Annotated in this window: 17 protein-coding genes; 6 read left to right on the top strand and 11 right to left on the bottom strand. The window is 63.4% G+C overall.

What is annotated here, in order from left to right; translation table 11 throughout:
• Positions 1-4: 4 nt before the first annotated feature.
• From ASH00_RS10210 to ASH00_RS10235, 6 genes are all read right to left on the bottom strand, one after another.
• Positions 5-514, bottom strand: coding sequence for a hypothetical protein (locus tag ASH00_RS10210; protein ID WP_056548189.1), 510 nt, complete (start codon positions 512-514; stop codon positions 5-7).
• A gap of 58 nt (positions 515-572) precedes the next feature.
• Complete coding sequence (locus tag ASH00_RS10215) at positions 573-3,050, bottom strand: ABC transporter permease (protein WP_056548191.1); 2,478 nt, start codon at positions 3,048-3,050, stop codon at positions 573-575.
• Positions 3,051-3,052: 2 nt separating this feature from the next.
• Positions 3,053-3,820 carry an ABC transporter ATP-binding protein gene (locus tag ASH00_RS10220; protein WP_056548193.1) on the bottom strand — a complete coding sequence of 256 codons (768 nt, stop codon included), beginning with the start codon at positions 3,818-3,820 and terminating at the stop codon, positions 3,053-3,055.
• Positions 3,821-3,932: 112 nt separating this feature from the next.
• Positions 3,933-4,625 carry a response regulator gene (locus ASH00_RS10225; protein WP_056548194.1) on the bottom strand — a complete coding sequence of 231 codons (693 nt, stop codon included), beginning with the start codon at positions 4,623-4,625 and terminating at the stop codon, positions 3,933-3,935.
• A complete protein-coding gene (locus tag ASH00_RS10230; RefSeq protein ID WP_056548195.1) occupies positions 4,626-5,825 on the bottom strand; it encodes a sensor histidine kinase in 1,200 nt (399 codons plus the stop codon).
• 53 nt (positions 5,826-5,878) lie between these two features.
• Positions 5,879-6,988, bottom strand: coding sequence for a hypothetical protein (locus tag ASH00_RS10235; RefSeq protein ID WP_056548197.1), 1,110 nt, complete (start codon positions 6,986-6,988; stop codon positions 5,879-5,881).
• Positions 6,989-7,183: 195 nt separating this feature from the next.
• Here ASH00_RS10235 and ASH00_RS10240 point away from each other — a divergent pair, with 195 nt between their 5' ends.
• Both ASH00_RS10240 and ASH00_RS10245 read left to right on the top strand, forming a co-directional pair.
• On the top strand, positions 7,184-8,239 hold the full coding sequence (locus tag ASH00_RS10240) for a 3-isopropylmalate dehydrogenase (RefSeq protein ID WP_056548199.1): 1,056 nt from the start codon (positions 7,184-7,186) through the stop codon (positions 8,237-8,239).
• Positions 8,240-8,356: 117 nt separating this feature from the next.
• Entirely contained in the window at positions 8,357-9,463 is a 1,107-nt protein-coding gene (locus ASH00_RS10245; protein WP_056548201.1) for a branched-chain amino acid aminotransferase, read from the top strand.
• Positions 9,464-9,523: 60 nt separating this feature from the next.
• On the opposite strand, the gene ASH00_RS10250 is transcribed toward ASH00_RS10245, so the two are convergent.
• Genes ASH00_RS10250 through ASH00_RS10260 form a run of 3 tightly spaced genes read right to left on the bottom strand, consistent with a single transcriptional unit; the run spans position 9,524 to position 13,835 of the window.
• Positions 9,524-11,077: a putative bifunctional diguanylate cyclase/phosphodiesterase gene (locus ASH00_RS10250; RefSeq protein ID WP_056548202.1), complete on the bottom strand. Its 1,554-nt coding sequence runs from the start codon at positions 11,075-11,077 to the stop codon at positions 9,524-9,526.
• Complete coding sequence (locus ASH00_RS10255; RefSeq protein ID WP_157359082.1) at positions 11,067-11,450, bottom strand: DUF7793 family protein; 384 nt, start codon at positions 11,448-11,450, stop codon at positions 11,067-11,069. Before ASH00_RS10255 ends, ASH00_RS10250 begins: the two co-directional genes overlap by 11 nt.
• Before the next feature lie 60 nt (positions 11,451-11,510).
• Positions 11,511-13,835 (bottom strand): glycosyltransferase family 2 protein, encoded by a 2,325-nt coding sequence (locus tag ASH00_RS10260; RefSeq protein ID WP_157359083.1) that lies wholly within the window; start codon positions 13,833-13,835, stop codon positions 11,511-11,513.
• 237 nt (positions 13,836-14,072) lie between these two features.
• Between ASH00_RS10260 and ASH00_RS10265 the strand changes: the two genes are divergently transcribed.
• Positions 14,073-15,632 carry a chitinase gene (locus ASH00_RS10265; protein WP_056548206.1) on the top strand — a complete coding sequence of 520 codons (1,560 nt, stop codon included), beginning with the start codon at positions 14,073-14,075 and terminating at the stop codon, positions 15,630-15,632.
• Positions 15,633-15,690: 58 nt separating this feature from the next.
• Here ASH00_RS10265 and ASH00_RS10270 read toward each other — a convergent pair whose 3' ends face one another.
• Entirely contained in the window at positions 15,691-16,557 is an 867-nt protein-coding gene (locus tag ASH00_RS10270) for a hypothetical protein (protein WP_235563259.1), read from the bottom strand.
• A gap of 415 nt (positions 16,558-16,972) precedes the next feature.
• Between ASH00_RS10270 and ASH00_RS10275 the strand changes: the two genes are divergently transcribed.
• Complete coding sequence (locus ASH00_RS10275; RefSeq protein ID WP_056548210.1) at positions 16,973-17,161, top strand: hypothetical protein; 189 nt, start codon at positions 16,973-16,975, stop codon at positions 17,159-17,161.
• 79 nt (positions 17,162-17,240) lie between these two features.
• On the opposite strand, the gene ASH00_RS10280 is transcribed toward ASH00_RS10275, so the two are convergent.
• The gene (locus ASH00_RS10280) at positions 17,241-18,269 is read right to left on the bottom strand and encodes a hypothetical protein (protein WP_235563260.1); all 1,029 of its coding nucleotides are present in this window, start codon (positions 18,267-18,269) and stop codon (positions 17,241-17,243) included.
• 217 nt (positions 18,270-18,486) lie between these two features.
• On the opposite strand from ASH00_RS10280, the gene ASH00_RS16695 reads away from it, so the two are divergent.
• Both ASH00_RS16695 and ASH00_RS10285 read left to right on the top strand, forming a co-directional pair.
• Positions 18,487-18,630, top strand: coding sequence for a hypothetical protein (locus tag ASH00_RS16695; RefSeq protein WP_157359084.1), 144 nt, complete (start codon positions 18,487-18,489; stop codon positions 18,628-18,630).
• A 96-nt stretch (positions 18,631-18,726) separates the two neighbouring features.
• Complete coding sequence (locus tag ASH00_RS10285) at positions 18,727-19,500, top strand: fumarylacetoacetate hydrolase family protein (protein WP_056548212.1); 774 nt, start codon at positions 18,727-18,729, stop codon at positions 19,498-19,500.
• The last annotated feature ends 21 nt before the right edge of the window (positions 19,501-19,521 follow it).

The following is a 19,521-nucleotide window of genomic DNA, read 5'->3' on the forward strand; positions in this document are numbered from 1 at the left end:
CGGGTCACGCGCGGAAACGCTCGGCGGCCGTGCTCACCATGATGGCTGCAATTTCCCGCTGTTGTCCGCGCGCCCGCTCTGCAAGCTGGGTGAGGCGCTCGCGGTCGTATCCGGTGAAGGACCAGCCGTCGTCCAGCAGCGCCAGGAGGGTCTCCCACAGCGCTTCCTTCCCGCGGACGAGGCTCTGGAGTGCCTCCAGCTCCAGCTGTGCCCCCGGACCGTTCTCCGCATTGCTCACATTGAGGGGATTCAGGCGGGCGGCGGCAGCGCTGAGATGCGCGAAGACCATCTTTGCGGGGTTCGGACGGTGGCCTTGAGAGCGCAGGGAGGTGAGGAGCTCACTGCGTTCGTGGTCAATCTCGTCGGAGAGGCGGGACAGCGTGCGCCCGTGCCGTGTGCCCTCCCAGGTCTGGGCAGCTGCCTGAAAGAGACGCACCCCGCCGGTCGCTCCGAGGAGATGGTCCTCCAAATAGCGAAACAGCCATTGCCGTTCTTCCCGGGTTGGGTTCTTCACCGGTCCTCCTGATTGCTTCACGGCCCGAGTGCACGGACCGTGAAGCAATCCTTGCAGGTCAGCCCTCCACCGCCAATCCCTGGACGGGGGAGAGCCGCGCCGCGCGGCGGGCAGGCAGTACTGATGCCGCCAGTCCCGCAGCGGTAGCGACAACCAGCACGCCTGCCAGCTGCAGCCACGGGAACGACGGCGTCACAACAGCCACCAGGCCCAACGCCGATTGCGCGCCGAGCCAGCCGTAGAGCATTCCGAGTACGATCCCGATCAGCGCTGCCACTCCGGCGATCAGTACGGCTTCCACTGCCAGCATGCCGCGCAGCTGGCCCCGGGTCAGCCCCAGCGCCCGAAGGAGTGCCGATTCGCGCGTGCGCTCAAGCACCGAGAGGGAGAGCGTGTTGGCTACACCGATGAGCGCAATCAATACGGCGACCGCCAGGAGAGCTGTGACGACAAGCAGCAGCACATCGATGATCTGGTTGAAGGTTGCGCGTTCCAGCGCCGCTCCCGAGACGAGATACTCGGACACGCCCAGGGCGTCCACAACGCTCGTCCGAAGCTGCATGATCTCACCCGTTCCCAGGGAGTCGTCCAGCTTCAGCCAGAGAACTCCGCCCGTGTCCGTTGCCTCCAACTGCCCGAGCTGTTTTGCAGTGGCCGGCGTAATGAGGGGAACGATCGTGCGGCTTTCGGCTTCCTTCACGGGAAGAATGCGGGTAGTTGAGGACCCGGCCACTTCGAGTTCGGTCACTGCGGTGCCGTCCGGCATCACCACTTCGCCGTCCTGCGGGTAGGCGGTCTCCGAGCGCAGGACCGCTTCCGCGTCGGCTGCCGAGAGACTGTAGACCGTCTGCCCGCCTGCTTCTTCTGTGGTGCGGCCCACCGGCATGGGTTCCACCACTGCGTCGACGCCCTCCAGCGCCTGCAGGGTACTCACAGCATCCGGGTGTTCTCCGCCTTCAAGCTGCACGGCCAGATCCACCGGGTAGTTCTGCGCCAGGGCGTCATCGAACGCTGTCCGCGATGTCTGTGCTCCGGCCATCATCATGCTGACGAGGGTGACGCCGACAAGCAGGGCCGTTGCGGTCGCCGTCGTTCGCGCCGGATTGCGTACTGCGTTCACCGCAGCGAGCTTCCCGGGGACGCCCAGCGGGGAGGCAAGCCGGCCGACGCCCGTGACGAGTGCCGGGACAAACAGGCCGGCGCAGAGCAGGAATCCGAGATAGGACAGCGCACCTCCGGGCAACGCCAGCAACAGGTTGGCCTGAGCGGCTCCGACCGCGAGCAGAGCGCTGCCTGCCACGACTGCCAGCACACCGATTCCCAGGCGGATCCGGCCGCGTCGGGTGGTGACACCGGCGTGTTCGGCTGGCCGGAGCGCGGCAAGTGGTGCGACGGCGGTGGCTGCCCGTGCCGGCACGAGGGCGGCTGCGATGGTCATGAGGATTCCAACCACCATGCCGCCCACGACAGCCGATGCCGGCACGGCGAGGGTGGCGAATTCACTGCCTGGAACAGTGCGTGCAAGGGACACGAGCACCCACATCACACCTGCGGCGAGCAGTACCCCGAGCGCGGAGGACACCGTGCCGACCACCGCGGCTTCCAGGAGGACCGAGCGGCGGATCTGCCCGCGGCCCGCCCCGATACAGCGCAGCAGCGCGAGTTCCCGCGTGCGCTGGGCGACGAGCACCGAGAACGTGTTGGCGATCACGAGAGCCGTGACGATCACCGCGACAACGGCGAACGCCAGCAGAACGATGGTCAGTTGGTCCTGTCCGCCGGACAGGGCAGCGACGTCCTCGGTCGTCTGTTCGGCTGCGGTGAGCACGCTGGCGTCAGCACCGGCGTCCGCCAACACCTGGCCGACGGCGGGTCCCACCTGTGCCGCCTCGGCTGAATCCGTGAGAGTGAGCTGCAATTGTGTCGTTGCACCCTCCGGAACCAGTTCATCGACCTGGGACGGGACGGCATGGAGCGCGATGGCCCCGGAGAGGAAAGGGTGGGCGGACGGTTCGCTGAACCCGGTGACCGTCAGCCCGGTACCCGACGCTGCGAGGTTCTCCTCGAGGGTGCCCTCGCGAAGAGCCGCGCCCTGCACTGTGTCGCCGACTTCCACACCGAGTTGTTCAGCCGACGCAGCGTCAATCACCACCTGGCCGTCGGATTCGGGCAGGTTGCCTTCCTGCAGGACGAGGCCTTCCAGTACGGGCGGTGCTAGCGCGGAAAGATTCGCCATGTTTGTTGCGGTGCCGGCCCGGAGCACAAAATACCCCTGCTGTTCCGTATGCACCACATCGACTCCGGTTACTGAACGAACAGCGTCGGCCACTGCCGGCGGCAAGGAGCCGTCAGCCGAGGTCACCACGAGGTCGGCTTTGGAGTACTCCGCACCGATGCTGTTCTGAAGAGTTGCAGTAGTGGTGGCGCCGACCATCAGGGTGGCGGCAAGGAAGCCGACACCGAGCATGACAGCGAGCCCGACGGCGATGTAGCGGCGGGCATGCCGCGAAACCTGGGACAGGGCAACAGTCAGCACGGTCAGGCTCCCAGCTGTGAGAGGGCGGAGAGGATGGTGTCGGGGGTGCTTCGTTCCAGTTCCCCCACCAGGGCGCCGTCCTGCATCAGGATGACGCGGTCGGCGTAGGAAGCCGCAACCGGGTCGTGGGTCACCATGATGATGGTTTGTCCCATCTCCTGGCTACTGCGCCGCAGGAGGGCCAGCACCTCCGCTCCCGAACGGGAATCGAGGTTGCCGGTCGGCTCATCTCCGAAGATGACATCCGGGCGGGTGAGCAGCGCGCGTGCCACCGCCACCCGCTGCTGCTGCCCACCGGACAGTTCATGTGGACGGTGGCTGAGCCGGTCGGTCAGACCGAGGATGGTGCCGATCTGCTGCAGCCATTCGCGATCCACCTGCCCGCCGGCCAACGCGACGGGAAGAGTGATGTTCTGTTCCGCAGTAAGGGTGGGGATCAGGTTGAAGGACTGGAACACGAATCCCACGCGATCGCGTCGCAGCCGCGTCAGCCCGGCGTCGTTCAGTCCGGTGATGTCCGTGCCGCCCAGCAGGATCCGGCCGGAATCGGCAGTGTCGAGGCCGGCGAGGCAGTGCATGAGCGTGGACTTCCCGGAGCCTGAAGGGCCCATGATGGCGGTGAATCGTCCGCTCGGAAAACTGACGGAGACATTGCGCAGAGCGTGCACTGTGGTGTTGTCCCGGCCGTAGGACTTGTTGATGGATTCAGCAGCAACCGCTGCAACGGAAACGGAGGACGGCGCGGCAGCCGTCGAAAGATTCGGTGTCATGCCTCCACGCTATGAAATGCGTGGGTTACCGCGGATCGGACGGCGGGAGGTTCTTTCGCCGCGCCGTTCTCCTACTGGAGGATGAGACCGGCGACCGTTCGGGATGAGTGGGTCAGGGCTGTACGACGCCGGCCTCATAGGCCAGCACCACTGCCTGCACACGGTCCCTCGCGCCCAACTTGGCGAGAATGTGTCCCACGTGTGTCTTCACTGTCGCCTCCGAGAGGAACAGATCCGAGGCGATCTCGGTGTTCGACCTGCCCTGCGCAATCAGCGTGAACACTTCGCGCTCGCGGACCGTGAGGCTACCCACCAGGGACTTCGCCCGTTCGTTGGCTCCGGACGGCGCCCTCAGCAGCGGTGCCACGTGCTCCAGCAGCCTTCGCGTGGTTGACGGAGCGATGACGGCATCCCCCCGGTGAACCGTCCGCACCGCCTCGAGCAGCTCTTCGGGCGGCGCGTCCTTCAGCAGGAAGCCGCTGGCCCCGGCCTGGATGGCTGCGAGTGCGTATTCGTCCAGGTCGAACGTGGTCAGGACGATAATACGCGGCCCGGATCCCTGTGCCTGCGCGAGAATGCGCTTGGTTGCCTCAATTCCGTCCATGCCGGGCATACGTACATCCATCAGCACGACGTCGGCTGCCGTGGACGCGAGCACGGAGACCGCCTCGGTGCCGGTGCCTGCCTGGCACACGACGTCGAGATCCGGTTGTGAGTTGATCAGCATCGAAAAACCGCTGCGGACCAGTTGCTGGTCATCGACCAGCCCAACGCGGATGGTCGCGGTGGAGGACGGGGTGCTCATTCAGGCCTCTGTGTAGGGGATCAGTGCATGGACTTCGAAACCGCCGCCGTCACGCGGACCGGTTTCCACAGTCCCATCGTAGAGTTTCAGCCGCTCGGCCATGCCACGGATGCCCTGGCCGGGGTGAGCGTTGTTCCCGTCAAGGAACCCGCCGTCGGATGCTGCGCCGCGCCCGTCGTCGTCGACTGCCACTTCCAGGCCCCTTCCGGTCCAGGACAGCGAAACGGACGCTGATGCGCGCGGGCCGGCGTGCTTGAGGACGTTGGTCAGTGCTTCCTGAATCACCCGGTAGACAGTGAGTTCTGCGCCGGTTGCCAACTGTCGCCGAGGAGTACCCTGCCAGGCCAGCGCGACGTCAAGGCCCGCCTGCCGCACCGTTCCGATCAGATCAGGAACATCGGCAAGGGACGGCAGGGGGCGGGTGGGGGCGTCGTCGTCGTTCCGCAAGACACCGAGCAGCCTGCGCATCTCCCGCAGCGATGCCCTGCCGGTCTCCGCAATGGTGCCCAAAGTAGAGGTAGCGACGGCGGGGTCTGCGGCACCGGCGTAGCGCGCGCCGTCGGCCTGGGCGATCATGACCGAGAGCGAATGGGCAACGATGTCATGCATCTCACGGGCGATGTGACTGCGTTCATCTGCGGCCGCGAGGTCGCGTTCCTGTTGGCGCTCAATTTCCAGCCGGCGGGCGCGGTCCTGCAGCGCCTGCAGCGCGAGCCTGCGGTTCCGGGCAAGGTCACCGAAGGCCCAGCACAACAGCACCACGGCCACGGCGAAGAAGATGTACAGCGCGTACAGGGGAAGAGCAGCAATGCCGGTCTGGTACTGGTTCAGTCCAAACTGCGCAACGCCGGCCACCATCCCGAAGGCTGCAACACCCACACCGCCCAGGCTTGCCCATCGTGGGGCATAGGCAGCGAGCGCGTACACCATGACGAGCACACTGAGCTGGGCCGCAACAGGCGGCTGGTTGATCAGGAGTTGCCCGATGGACACTGCCGCGACCGTCGAAGCAGCCGCGACGGTCCTACTGCGCCGCCAGGCCAGGGGGATGACGAGCGCCGCCGATACCACGAACTCGACGGGTGAGCCCAGGAGCACGTACGGCAGCGCCAGGAGGACGAAGGCCGCTGCCGCCACAAGTCGGTCGACTTTCTCCTGATTCTCCCGTAGCCAGCGGGCTAACCGGTGGTGCGCATCCATAACTTCCAACTCTAGGGCGGCTCACTGCAGTGAACATCGCCCCAGGGGTGGACTTACCGTACGCGCGCCGTAGGAGCAGAGACGCGGGTAGCGGATGCGTAGCCGGCTTTCGAGCCGGTGACCGCCACCGTGAGCGCGCTGTGCCGGTCCGCCTTGAGGACCGTGTAGGTCCTGGCGGTTGCGCCCCGGATCGGGGTGCCGGCGCGGTACCACTGGTAGGTCAGTGCAGTTCCGGTGCTCCAGGAGCCCGGGTTCGCGGTCAGCCTCTGGCCTACTTTTGCTGTGCCCGTGACGGTCGGCGCTGGCGCAAGGGGAATGGCCGGCAGCGTCGGTTCGGCGGCCCGGGGTGTGAAGGAGAAGTCGCGGACCGTGACCTGCTCGGACCGGACCTGGTTCGGATACCCGCCCCCGCCTCCGGTGACCCACAGGTTGAAGTGGACCGCTTCCCGTGCGGGAACGGGAACGGTGGCACCCTCCAGGACAGTGCGTTTGAGCAGGGTGCCGGAGTAGCCCTCGCCGGCGAACGTCTCATAAGTCAGCCTGCCGGGTTCCCAGACCAGCCGGTGAGTGAGCACTGGGTCCGGCGTGACATCGAAATTCACAACGGTGCTGCCGGTTCCGGCCGGCTTGGTGGCGTCGAACCAGTAACCATGGCCCTGCCGAACCGGACGCGACTCGCCCCAGGCCGCGCCGCCGCCCCACGCGGACGCTTCGCAGACGTCGATTTCGTTGTGACCCGGTGCGGAATCGGGGTCATAGGTGAACATGCACCCCCACACCACTTCCTTCTGTAGCGTCTGCAGGTTCCGCTCGACCACTGCGCTGTATGTGCCGTAGCCGAAGCCGCGACGGGTGGACTGGAACTCTGCTGCGACGGGTGCATTTCCCGACGGATTGGTGAGCGCGAGGCTGACTTTCCCGTTCACGTCCGGCCCACTGACATTGGCTGGATCGAAACTGCCGTTGTAGTGCGGTCCTCCGGTCCATGAACGCTTGAGCCAGTTATAGCCCTCCCACGTGAAATCACCGGCTGGACCGGGATCTGTGGTCATCGTCGAATTGTCGGCTGCGGAAGCGCCCGGTACAGCACTCACGGCCAGAACGACGACGACGGCGGCCGCTGCCGCTGTGAGCGGGCGAGTGCGGGGGTAATAAACTTTCATGAGACTCCTGGAAGGCTGCAGACTCGCTGCGCGGTGACAGCGCCAGGATCGATTATCCGGATGAACCTGACGGTTTTCCGCAGAGATGGCGCCTGCCGAAGCGCAACGTTGGCTCAGGTTTTCCTTCCCGGCAGGATGTCTCACTATCCGGGACTGGATTGTCCGTGATGCGGGATGGTTGCCTAGGCTGATCCCATGACTTCATCCAGCATCAATGTGGCAGTAATTCCCGGTGACGGCATCGGACCGGAGGTCATTACCGAAGCGGTCAAAGTGCTGCGCGCAGCAACGGCTGCTGCGGATGCGGAACTGACCCTGACGGATTACAAGCTCGGTGCCGAGCACTGGCTGACTACGGGGGAGACCCTCTCGGAGGAGGTACTGGACCGCCTGCGCTCCCACGACGCCATCCTTTTCGGGGCCGTTGGTGCCGCCCCGGGAGATACCCGCATCCCTTCGGGCCTCATCGAGCGCGAAATGCTGCTCAAGCTCCGTTTCAGCCTCGACCACTACGTCAACCTCCGTCCCTCACGCCTCTACCCCGGGGTACCAAGCCCCCTTGCCGATCCCGGGGAGATCGACTTCGTGGTTGTGCGGGAGGGAACCGAAGGACCGTACGTAGGCAACGGCGGAGCCCTGCGCACGGGTACTCCCCATGAGATAGCCACTGAGGTCTCCGTAAATACCGCACACGGCGTTGAACGCGTGGTCCGTGACGCCTTCCGCAGGGCGAGCGAGAGGCCCCGCAAGCACCTCACCCTGGTGCACAAGCACAATGTGCTGGTGCACGCGGGCCATCTGTGGAAGCGCACCGTGGAGGCCGTGGCAGGCGAATTTCCGCAGGTTACCCACGATTACCTGCACGTCGATGCAGCCATGATCTTCCTGGTGACGGACCCCTCGCGTTTTGACGTCATTGTGACCGACAACCTCTTCGGGGACATCATCACGGATCTGGCGGCAGCCGTCACCGGCGGTATCGGACTCGCCGCGTCCGGCAACATCAATATGGACCGCACGGCGCCCTCGATGTTCGAGCCGGTGCACGGTTCGGCGCCGGACATCGCGGGGCAGCAGAAAGCAGACCCGACTGCAGCGATCCTTTCGGCAGCGCTGCTGCTGCGCCACCTCGGTTTCAGTGAGCAGGCAGAGCGGATCGAGGGCGCGGTGGAGAACGACGTCGCCACCCGGTCCGGCGCTCCGCGCACTACCGCTGAAATCGGCGATGCGATTGCGGCTGCAGTGTCCTAAGCTGGTTAGGAACCATTAACTCAAGTGATCGTGTGTGCGTATCCCGTTCGGGATCACCGCCAGGCATGATCGTGTCTTTCGTAGCGCTTACGGAGGGCAGGTAACCGTGGAGGAACCATGACAGCTACGCAGCTGGAATTCGCCCAGTACCCGTCGGCCAGCCCGAGGGCGGAGGCGGACCGGGAAGCGATTCTTGCAAACCCCGGGTTCGGTAACCATTTCACCGACCACACCGCGGTGGTGGATTTCGCTGTCGACACGGCAGGCGTCGGCGGGTGGAGGAATGCGCGGCTGGAGGCGTATGGGCCTATCGCCATGGACCCGGCAGCGGCCGTGCTGCATTACGGGCAGGAGATCTTCGAAGGCATGAAGGCGTACCGTCACGCTGACGGTTCCATTTGGACCTTCCGGCCGGAGGCCAACGCGGCGCGGCTCAACCGTTCCGCTGCCCGGCTTGCACTCCCGCAGTTGCCCGAAGACGTGTTCCTGGAGTCCCTCCGCCAGTTGGTTGCCGCTGATCAGGAATGGGTGCCCACCCGCGAGGGCGAGAGCCTCTACCTACGTCCGTTCATGATTGCCACCGAAGCGTTCCTCGGTGTTCGTCCGGCCCGTGAGGTCTCCTACCGGGTGATCGCCTCGCCCGCGGCGAACTACTTCGGCGGGGAACTGGCTCCTGTGTCAATCTGGGTCTCTCGCGAATACGCAAGGGCAGGACGCGGCGGCACGGGCGCGGCCAAGTGCGGCGGCAACTACGCGGCCTCTCTCGCAGCACAGCTGGAGGCGGAGGCGCACGGCTGCAAGCAGGTGCTCTTCCTTGACCAGTTCAACAACAATGCCGTCGAGGAACTCGGTGGCATGAACGTCTTCTTCGTCTTCAAGAACGGCACTCTGGTCACGCCCGCGTTGAGCGGCACCATCCTTGAAGGTATTACCCGTTCCTCGATCATTCAGCTGGCAAAGGACCGTGGCCTGGAGGTGCAGGAGCGCACTATCACGCTGGATGAGTGGCGCGACGGCGTGGGCAACGGTGATATCGCGGAGGTATTCGCGTGCGGCACCGCAGCAGTCATCACACCGATCGGCGAGCTGAAGGACGGCGACGAGGTCATCAGCGCGCCGAATCCTTCGGCAGGTGAGGTCACCATGAGCATCCGTGAACAGCTTCTGGGCATCCAGACCGGCAAGGTCGAGGACCCGCACGGCTGGATGACCCGCCTCGTGTAGCGGCTCCGGAACAGCATCAAGCCCGGCTTTCCCTGAGGAAGGCCGGGCGTCGGTGTTTCTTCAGCTCTGCACGGCCGGGCCGAGCGGGAGTGCGTTTCCTGAGCGCAGCAGCTCCGTGACCGCGGGCTCGGGAAGCGGCCTGCTGAAGTAGAAGCCCTGTCCGCTGATTTCTCCGAGGGATCTCAGGAAATCGGCCTGTTCCTGGGTTTCGATGCCCTCGAATACTGCCCCGAGGCCGGCAGCCCGGATGAGCTGGAAGACCGCTGCCACGAAGTCGGGCTGCCAGGAGCCCGTCGCGGGTTCCCGAAGGATGGATCGGTCCACCTTCACCATGTCGACCGGCAGATTGCGCAGGTAGCTGATCGAGGAGTAGCCCGTGCCGAAATCATCAATTTCAATGCACACGCCAAGCTGTTTGAGGCTCAGCAGCGAATAGGTTTCCACCTCGCCGCCGCTCACCAGAGCGGACTCGGTGATCTCAATGACAAGCGAGGGCGGCGGCACAGACATCCGTTTGAGAAGTCCGCGGACGAAGTCGACCATATCGAGCTGGCGCAGTTCGATTGCCGAGATATTGACGCGCACCTGGAAATTCTCGGGTACCAGGAGCGCCGCGCGCCAGATTGCATACTGTTGAAGGGCTGTCGCCATGACCCATCGGTCAACTTCGGAAATGGCGCCGATCTCCTCGGCAAGGGGAATGAACGAATCGGGAGGAATCATCCCGCGGGTCGGGTGGTTCCAGCGCACCAGGACTTCCACTCCATTGACCGAACCATCGCACAGATTCACGATCGGCTGGTAGTGCACGCACAGCTGGTCCGTCCCAATGGCATCGCGCAGTTCGGATGCCATCAGCGTCCGGAGCTGCCGGTCGTAAAGCATGACCGGCTCGAAGGTCTTGATGATGCTGCGCCCCTCGTTTTTCGCCGCGTACATAGCTGTATCGGCTTCATACAGGAGGGACTCGGCGGTGTGCTCCGGGGTAGCGAGGCGCAGGCCTATGCTGGCGCGTGGATGCACACTGAACTCGTCCACGTCGATGCTCTTCGCGAGAACTTCCAGCGTACGGTTGGCAACTCCGAGCGCAATCTCCATGGTTGATTGCGTCACGAGGATCGCGAACTCGTCCCCGCCCAGGCGGGCCACAGTGTCGGTTGCCCGTACAACTCCACGGAGGCGCTCCGCCACTTCGCGCAGAACGTCGTCGCCGGCGTCGTGCCCGAAGCGGTCGTTGACATTCTTGAACGAATCAAGGTCCAGGAGCAGCAGCGCGGGAGGAGGATCGCCGTCGGCTTGGCCTGAGAGGGACTGCTCAATTTTCTCGACGAGATCCACCCGGTTGGACAACCCGGTCAGCGCGTCTGTCATTGCCATCCGCTTCATGTCCAGATGTGCCTGGTGCAGCATTGCCGTGCGGTTTTCCACGCGCTTCTCGAACTGTCGGTAGACCAGTTCGAGTTCTTCAGCCAGAAGATTCACGCCGGTGATGACGGCGTCGACATCATCACGCACGGGGGAGGGCGTCATCCTGCTGCTGAGGTCTCCCCGGGAGAGCCGCACAATGCCGTCGACCAGCATCGCCAGGCGGGGGTCCCCGCCGTCAGCGGTCATCCGCACGCTCCAACAGCCAGGCAACGGCCGTATCCTCGTCCCCGAAGTAGCGGGTGGGGCACGGGGGAGGCTCGCCTCCCAGGAGGAAATTCGCGAGTACCCGGTCCACCGCGCTCGTTCCCACCACTGCAATAGCTGATGCTGAGCGGGAGCGGCTCAGAACGGCGCGTGCCCCGCGGCTGATCGACGCCACACCGGTGATGTCAAGAAGGATCGGTTTCAGGCCGCCGCCGGCTTCTGCACGGGCACGCTGCGCAAAAGCCTCAGCTATCTCTTCGGAGATGTGCTCGGCCTGCGGCAGAACCAGGCGGATGACGGATACCGGAGCCGGGGTGTCCGATACCTCGGTAGGTATCAGCCAGAGTGCATTCATGCCGAGCGTCACTTTCCTTGCTGGAGCGCCGGGGTACGGCGCTGCATCCGGTTCTTGAAACTACCGTACAGAAATACGACGGCGGCGGTCATTGCCCTGACGCATGTCGCGGTTCAGGCGTCGGTCGCCGTGGTAGAGGATCGCTTCCCAATCGGCCTCTTCGGGTGCCTTGTCGATGACGGGTGACGGCTGCTGCCGTGGCTCCCGAGGCGCGACATGGAGCCAGTTCAGCACGCCCAGCACCATGTCCACGGCAGAGTTTTTCAGGCCGATGTAGGCACGGATGGCGTAGAAGGCCAGAAACGCGTTGAGCAGCGCAAAGGCCGCGTTGCCCCAATTTTCACTGACGACATCCCGCCAGACTGTGAAGAGGGAGTACGCGACAATCAGGAAAGGTACAACGACATAGAGCGCCGGCGCAGCTGTCCTGTCTTTGACCTTGGGTGTGCGGACGAAAGGGATCTTCTCGCCGGTGAACGCCTGTTGAACGGATTTCAGGACGCCGGCCAGGTTCACGGGCAGGAGCACGATATTGAATCCGTAGATCCTGAAAATATCGCTGAAGCGGTGCCCGCAGTCCCGGAGGTCACTGCCCATTGCCAGGAAATACGGAAGCGCAGTGATAAACACCAGCGGACTGAGTAAGCGGCTGTCGTAGGGGTAGCCGAGCAGGAACAGCAGACCGAAACTGGCCCAGGCGATGGAGGCCATGTAGTTCACCCGCAGCAGGATCTCCCGCGCGAGGATCCGTTCCCGGCGGTGTTTGCGCTCCCGCATCTGATTCCACAGCTTGGGAAGGATCAGCAGCCCGCCGTTGGCCCACCGGCGCCGCTGCACCACGAGTGAACCGAAGTCCGGCGGTGTGGCGCTGTAGCTGAGCCGCTCGGGGTAATTCACCAGGGTCCAGCCGTGAGTTCCGAGGTCAACACTCGACTCCGTGTCTTCGATGACTGTGCGGTCCTGGATGTAGGTTTTGATATCGAATCCGCCAACGCTCTCCACCTCGACAATGTCTTCGATCGCGCGCTTGCGGATGACTGCGTTGGCGCCGACCCAGAAGGTGGCGCCGTAGTAGGTCATGCCCTGGTGAAGGATGTGCTGGATGTCGGTCGTGGCGCCGGCAACGCGCTCAATACGAGTAGGCGCACCGCGGAACGAGGAGTAGGGAGTCTGCGTGACAGCCACCCGTTCATTACCGGGTGACTCCAGCAGGTGAACCAGGCGGAGACAGTAATCGCGCAGCAGGAGGGAATCGGCGTCGAGCGTGAGCAGGTAAGTCGAGTCTGGGATCTCCAGGTCATCGACGTGGTGTTCTGTGGCAGGACGAAGCACAACGCCGTTGGCCGCCTTCTCCTTGTGCCAACGCCCGCCCATGAGGGAAATGTAGGCGTTGAGGTTCATTGCCTTGTTCGCCTCGTGTGAGAGGGAGGCGTAGAGCTTGCGCTCGAACGTGTTCATGGAAGCGGTGAAGATGCGTGCCAGGCGCACGTAGAGCTCCACCATTCGGTCCGGGTCCGGCGCAGCGTGCTGGGCGTCGGCAGCGGTCAGAGCGAGAACGGTCAGGCGCAATTCACGCGCCAGGCCCATCAGCACCAGGTCAACGAAGAATTCATCGACATGATCCCCGACGGTCTCATTCTCAGCCATCGTTTCCAGCCACACCGCGGCTGCCTCGTATTCGGCGATTAGGCGCGGCAGTTCATCGCTGGCCGGCGCGTCCGACGCCAGGCGCTCCTGGTATGCGGACAGTGCGCTCGTGAAGCGCATGGAGGGCTCGAGGAGCCGGCCTTCGATCTCGGCAGCGAGTGCACGCGTGGCCTCAAGCCGGGCCAGAACGCCCGGGTCTGTTGGAAACGGCGGGTCATCGAGCAGCAGCGTGACCCGCAGGTTGGGGAACTCCTGAAGCGCCGCGGACCAGAGCGTTGCGCGGACCACCTCGGGCTCTTCAGCGTAGGACGGCACCAGGACCGTGATGCTCTCGTCGTAGCGGGCGAAGTGCCGGTCGAGTTCACCGCGCGGGACGCGGCGGTGGTCGCGGAAACGGTACAGCGCTCCCTGCCGGGCCAGCAGGTACATCAGTGCGGAGAATGTCAGGAAGGTGACCACCACGAGGTAGAAAACCGCTTCGAGCTGGAATCGGAAGCTGGCCGACGGGTTCTCTGCGAGCTCCCTCAGGATCGTCGAGACGACATACGCAACCCATCCGAGGATTGTGACCACGATCGCCAACCGGCCCAGCGCGACCTTCCGGCGCGAGGGTGCCGGATGGACAATCGAAAGGGGTTCGGACCGCTTCTCCGATCCCCACTGACGCCGCCGCGATACCGTGCCGGACGTCGAAGACGCACCGACAGGAGATTCCGGCACAGAGACTTGCTGGTTCATCCGCCCCCCAAATAATCTGATGGACATTCCTTGCGGAGAGTCCTGTGAGTGTCGCTGCGGCAGGTGACGGGCCCGACGTTCAGCAGTGTCCATCCCGGTCCGGCTGAGGTGACGGCTCAGCGGCATCGGTGTGCGGGATGTGACGGACGAAACAGTACACCATTTTGATTCAGTGCTCTTCCACCGTTACGATACGCTCACCGTTCCCGTCCGAACGGTCTTGTATCTGGGGGACCCATGTCCAAACGTTTTCCCGGCCGCCGGCTTTCGCCTGTGCGCCTCACCGTCCTGGTTGCCATCGTCGGCACGCTGGTAGCGTCCACTGTTGTGGGTTGGAACCGGCTCGAGGATGTGCGCGCTGCCGCCAACGGCGGGTCGTGGTTCGCCGGGTATGTGGATGCCACCGCAACGCCTTTCTATCCTTTCGAGCAGCCCGCTTCGGAGCAGGGCAAGAGCGTCGTGTTGTCGTTCATTGTTGCTGATCCTGCCGAGGACTGCCGCCCATCGTGGGGTGCTGCGTACTCGCTGGACGAGGCGCAGTCGGCGCTGGATCTCGACCGTCGAATTGCGCGGCTGATCCAGGATGGCGGCGAGGTTGCTGTGTCGTTCGGCGGGCTGATCAACAATGAGCTGGCCCGGACCTGTACGGACGTCCGCCAACTCACAAGCGCTTACCGTTCCGTCGTTGAACGGTACAATCTGACAACAATCGACCTCGACATCGAGGGCGAGGACCTGGCCGATTCCGAAGCTGCGGCACGCCGGACAGAAGCGGTGGCCGCGTTGCAGGAGGAACGGCGCGCGGATGGCAAGCCACTCAACGTCTGGCTGACGCTGCCTGTGGCCCCGTCGGGTTTGACCCTTCAGGGCACCAACGCGGTCACAACCATGCTTGAGGGCGGCGTGGATCTCGCGGGCGTGAATATCATGACCATGGATTACGGCGGAAGCAGGGAACCTGGGGTTTCCCAGCTGGACGCTTCAGTCGCGGCTGCTCGGGCAACTCACGCCCAACTCGGAATCCTTTATGACAGGGCGGGCACCAGCCTCGGTCCGCAGACGCTGTGGAAGAAGATCGGGCTGACGCCCATGATCGGTCAAAATGATGTCCCGGCAGAGGTGTTCGACCTGGAAGCAGCTGCCGCTTTCAACGCCTTCGCCCTGGAAACGGGCGTTGGGCGGATGTCAATGTGGTCGCTCAACCGTGATGCCACCTGCAGCGACAACTATGGCAACGCGAAGATCGTGTCGGACAGCTGCAGCGGCATTGAGCAGGACGGCACGCTGTTCGCGGACGTTCTGGGCGCAGGATTCGAGGGGCGCGCGGCGACCCTGAATTCGGCACCCACCACAGACGAGCCCACACCCGAGCTGGTCGTTGATGATCCGGAGACCAGCCCGTACCCGATCTGGTCAGAGGAAGCGACCTACGTGCTGGATGACCGCGTCGTGTGGCGCGGCAAAGTGTACTCAGCGAAGTACTGGACCTCGGGTGACCTGCCGGATAACCCGGTGCTGCAGGCTGCCGAGACTCCGTGGACGCTTATCGGTCCGGTACTGCCCGGAGAAAAGCCGGTCCCTGTCGTGACTGCTCCGGCAGGAACTTACCCCGGCTGGGATGCCGAGAAGACGTATGAGAAGGGCGATCGGATCCTGTTCGACGGCCATGTCTTCGAAGCGAAGTGGTGGAATCGGAGCGACAGCCCGGAGGCAGCGCTACAGACCTCCGATGCGTCCCCGTGGCGTAAGTTCTCCAATGATGAGGTTCAGGAAGTGCTCGAGGAACTAAAGCCTTGATTGGACGTTGGCGGGGAGAAGCCTTGACTGGACGTTGGCGGGGAGAACGTCCTGGGGCCTAGGCTTCGGCCCGTCGGTGGACCTCGTCGATCAGCTTCCCGACCTGCGCCTCGCGGTCGGGGGCACCTGATTGCCTGAACAGTTCCTGGCTCTTTTCGAGCTGGAACAGCCCTTCCAGCGCATCGCCGGACCGCGCGAGCGCCTGCCCTAACAGCAGGTACGCTTCCGCGGCCGTCTGGCTGGCAATAAGGGAAGACGCGTTGCAGATAGGTCTCAATCGTTCTACGGCAGCATCGTACTGTGCAGTAAGGAACAGCCAGTGTGCACGGGTGAGGGACAGCTCAAGCTTGTCCCGCTCGCTTCCGCCCACAATGGAGGCAGCCAGCTCAGCCCTTTCGATACACTCAAGCGTCTCAGGCTCCACAACGCCGCCGGCCAGGCGAAGCGCGGCGGAAGCGCGATTGAACCGGGCCCACAGGTCAAGGTCGTTCGAGGGTGAAAGATTACTGGCCGCGCGCCGGTGGTAATCAGTTCCTGTAGCTGCATCCCGCCGAAGATAGGCCACATTCCCGATGACCCAGTAGGCCTTGCCGGCAGTTTGTGAGTTGACGTCGGGTGTGATGAGTTCAGCCAGCCGGAGGCACTCTTCCCATGCATCATCAAGCTGGTCGCTCTCGGCGAGGGCTGCAATGAGTGCGTGCTGGGCAGTGATGCGCAGGTCCGGCGAGTCAGCGGCAGAGGCGGCCAGCGCGACTGCGCGTCTTGCTTCGCCGGCAGCCGCCGCAAGGTCACCCTGGCCCTGTAACGTCCCGGCTAGGAATGTCGATACCCTCGCTGACAGATCTTGATAACGCTGGGTAAGGACGTCATCTCGGAGCGATTCAGCCAGCCTTTGGGCGTCATGAAAAGCGCCCGTCTTCTTCATGCACTCTGCCTGAAGAAAGGTCATGTTCCACCAGGCGTTGTCATCACTGTTGCTCCGCGCGACCGATGCAGCCTCCTGTGCAGTGGTTAGTGCTGCAGCATATTCGCGCTGATTCCAAGCATCACGAGCACGTAATTCCAGGAAGACGTGTTCCCCGGGCTGCTGGGTTTGATTCATGGCCTCGTTCCAACGCTGTCCTCAGATGGATCCCCGGCCTTCATTCTGTCAGAACTATGAGCCGATTCCGCTGGTGTATCCCGTCGAATTCACGAGAGTTCGAATTTGAAGGGTAAAACTGCGGAAAAGATGAGGCAAAAAGGTCTGGACCGCTGTATTTGAATCCATATACTGGGGATGCTGTGCAACGCAGAAGGCACATCGTTCTTCTGTGTCCATCAAGTGACAAGGAATAAGTATGAAAAAGGTCTCCGCAACTCTGTTGCTGACTGCGTTGCTTCTGGTTGGGGGCGGCACGGCTGCTCAAGCTGCTAAGGTCGGCAACTGGCCTGACGGCACGACCACCACAAAGGTCGGCAACTGGCCTGACGGCACGACCACCACAAAGGTCGGCAACTGGCCGGACGGCACATACCAGGCTGTTTAGTCATCGTTGATCTAAAGGCCGTGGAGAGCAAGCTGATTAGCCGATCTCCACGGCCTTTTGCATGCCTACAGGAGTAACTTCAGCTGCGAATGCCGGCCACAATGTCGCGGACGTGCGCGGCCCTGTCCGGTGCACCGGCGTCGTCGAAGCACTGTTCACTGGTTTCGAAGTGAGCGAAAGCCTCGAGCTCCTCCCCGCGGGCCGACAGCGCCTGGGCTAGCAGGAGGTTTGCTTCCCCCTCGGTCTGCCGGGAGAGCGCCGAACCCTCAGCGCAGATTGGCCGCAGGCGTTCGACTGCGGCGTTGAGTTGGCCCGTGAGGAAGAGCCAGTGAGCCCTGGTGAGGGAAAGCTGGAGCTGGTCCCGCTCGGTGCCGCCGACAATTGAGCTGGCGATCTCCGCCCGCTCAATGCACTCAAGCGTTTCCGCATCGACGACGCCGGCTGCCAGGCGCCGGGAAGCGGATGCCCGGTTGAATCGAGCCCATAGGTCAAGATCATTGTTTGGCGTGAGCTGTTCCGCTGCGAGCCCGTGGAACCGGATGCCGTCGGCCACCTGGTGGCGCATGAATGCCACATTTCCAATGACCCAATAGGCCTTCCCCGCGGTCTGGGTGTGGATAGCCGGCGTGATGTGGGTTGAGAGGTCCAGACACGTGCTCCAGGCTTCATCCAACCGGTCACTTTCGGCAAGCGCAGCGATCAGAGCGTGATGGGCCTCTATTTGAAGCTCTGGGGAGTCCGCAATCGTTGATGCACTTTTCACCGCGGTTGTAGCGCTATCCACGGCCTCGTCGAGATGTCCCAGGCCCTGCTGGCATACAGCCGCGAGAGTATGGACGCGGGCCTTCAGTGCGTCCGATTCCAAGGTAAGAGGGCTGATTCCGAGCGTCTCCGCGAGCTGGAGCGACTCTTCCAGCGAGCCTTCCTCGCGCAAGCACTCGGCCTGAAGGAAGGTCATGTTCCACCAGGAATGATGATTCTCGGCGTGCGCCGTCAATTCGACCGCGGCCGCTGCAAGGATCCGCGCCGCCCGGTAATCGCGCTGGCTCCACGCTTCACGGGCACGCAGCTCGTACATCACGAGTTCGCCTGACTGCTGTGCTGCCACATTTCCCCCTTGTTCAAAGGCTGCGTCGGACAGGCAGGGTATTCCCGGCGCACTCGACGTGACTGTCCTTGAGTTTATGCGGAAAGTTCCGGTTGAGACAGAGTCGGGCAAAGCTAAAGAGATCGACTCATTGGGGGTGTTGCATATCACAGATGCTTCGTATACTGAACTTGTCTGGTGTCGGTGACGCTGCACTCCTACCGTTAAGGAATCCGTTATGAAACGACTCTCCGCAGTTCTCCTGCTTACAGCGGCCCTGGCAGTGGGAGGGGGGTCTGCGGCTGTAGCCAAGGACAGCGCGCCCACACAGAGGACGGGTGTTGTCACGTATGGCACGCTCATTGATGACTGGCCTCACTAATCACCGCTGAAGTTTGACACTGGGACCGTTCAGGGGGCCAATGTTCTTTGAACGGTTTCTAGCGTTTACTGACCAGGTCTGTACTAGCCTGTGTTTATGCGTATCGCCCGATTTGTGCTCAATGATGATCCAGCGTTCGGCCTTGTTGAGGGCCTCGTTGGCGAAGAAGAGGTAGCCGTCATCAGCGGCGACCCGTTCTACGGAGGGGTGCAGCCGACGGGCGTTCGCCACAAACTGGAGGATGTCCGGCTGCTGGCGCCGGTGATTCCGCGCAGTAAGGTCATCGGTATCGGCCGCAACTATGCTGACCATGCCGCCGAGCTGGGGAACGAGGTGCCGCCGGCGCCGCTGATGTTCCTCAAGCCCAATACATCGGTTGTGGGTCCCGGAGATCCTGTCGTGCTTCCATCCTTCTCTGACGAGATTTCCTACGAGTCCGAACTCGCCGTCATCATCGGCCGGATCTGCAAGGACGTGCCCATAGAGCGGGTGGATGACGTCGTGTTCGGGTATACCTGCGCCAATGACCTCACGGCCCGGGATATCCAGAAGACTGACAACCAGTGGGCCCGGGCGAAGGGGTTTGACACTTCCTGCCCGATCGGGCCTTGGATCGAAACGGAGCTTGATACCGAGAACCTTGCCGTCCGCGGATGGCTCGACGGAGAACTGATGCAGGACGGCACCACCAGCCAGATGATCTGGGGTGTGAAAGAGCTGGTTTCCTACGTCTCCCAGGCCTTCACTCTCCTGCCCGGCGACATCATTCTTACCGGAACCCCTGCCGGTGTGGGCCTGATCAACGAGGGGCAGAGGTTTGACGTGGAGATCGAGGGGATCGGCAGGCTGTCCAACCCGGTGCGCCGCTGACAGGACTGCCCCGTGGCCAAC

The sequence above is a fragment of the Arthrobacter sp. Soil782 genome, from assembly GCF_001428435.1.
GTDB classification, from domain to species: Bacteria; Actinomycetota; Actinomycetes; order Actinomycetales; family Micrococcaceae; genus Arthrobacter_D; species Arthrobacter_D parietis.

Coding starts and splice junctions, on each gene's coding strand:
- ASH00_RS10220 (WP_056548193.1), bottom strand. CDS start 3,820: ATGACACCGAATCTTTCGACGGCTGCCGCGCCGTCCTCCGTTTCCGTT.
- ASH00_RS10225 (WP_056548194.1), bottom strand. CDS start 4,625: ATGAGCACCCCGTCCTCCACCGCGACCATCCGCGTTGGGCTGGTCGAT.
- ASH00_RS10230 (WP_056548195.1), bottom strand. CDS start 5,825: ATGGATGCGCACCACCGGTTAGCCCGCTGGCTACGGGAGAATCAGGAG.
- ASH00_RS10235 (WP_056548197.1), bottom strand. CDS start 6,988: ATGAAAGTTTATTACCCCCGCACTCGCCCGCTCACAGCGGCAGCGGCC.
- ASH00_RS10240 (WP_056548199.1), top strand. CDS start 7,184: ATGACTTCATCCAGCATCAATGTGGCAGTAATTCCCGGTGACGGCATC.
- ASH00_RS10245 (WP_056548201.1), top strand. CDS start 8,357: ATGACAGCTACGCAGCTGGAATTCGCCCAGTACCCGTCGGCCAGCCCG.
- ASH00_RS10250 (WP_056548202.1), bottom strand. CDS start 11,077: ATGACCGCTGACGGCGGGGACCCCCGCCTGGCGATGCTGGTCGACGGC.
- ASH00_RS10255 (WP_157359082.1), bottom strand. CDS start 11,450: ATGAATGCACTCTGGCTGATACCTACCGAGGTATCGGACACCCCGGCT.
- ASH00_RS10260 (WP_157359083.1), bottom strand. CDS start 13,835: ATGAACCAGCAAGTCTCTGTGCCGGAATCTCCTGTCGGTGCGTCTTCG.
- ASH00_RS10265 (WP_056548206.1), top strand. CDS start 14,073: ATGTCCAAACGTTTTCCCGGCCGCCGGCTTTCGCCTGTGCGCCTCACC.
- ASH00_RS10270 (WP_235563259.1), bottom strand. CDS start 16,557: ATGAAGAAGACGGGCGCTTTTCATGACGCCCAAAGGCTGGCTGAATCG.
- ASH00_RS10275 (WP_056548210.1), top strand. CDS start 16,973: ATGAAAAAGGTCTCCGCAACTCTGTTGCTGACTGCGTTGCTTCTGGTT.
- ASH00_RS16695 (WP_157359084.1), top strand. CDS start 18,487: ATGAAACGACTCTCCGCAGTTCTCCTGCTTACAGCGGCCCTGGCAGTG.
- ASH00_RS10285 (WP_056548212.1), top strand. CDS start 18,727: ATGCGTATCGCCCGATTTGTGCTCAATGATGATCCAGCGTTCGGCCTT.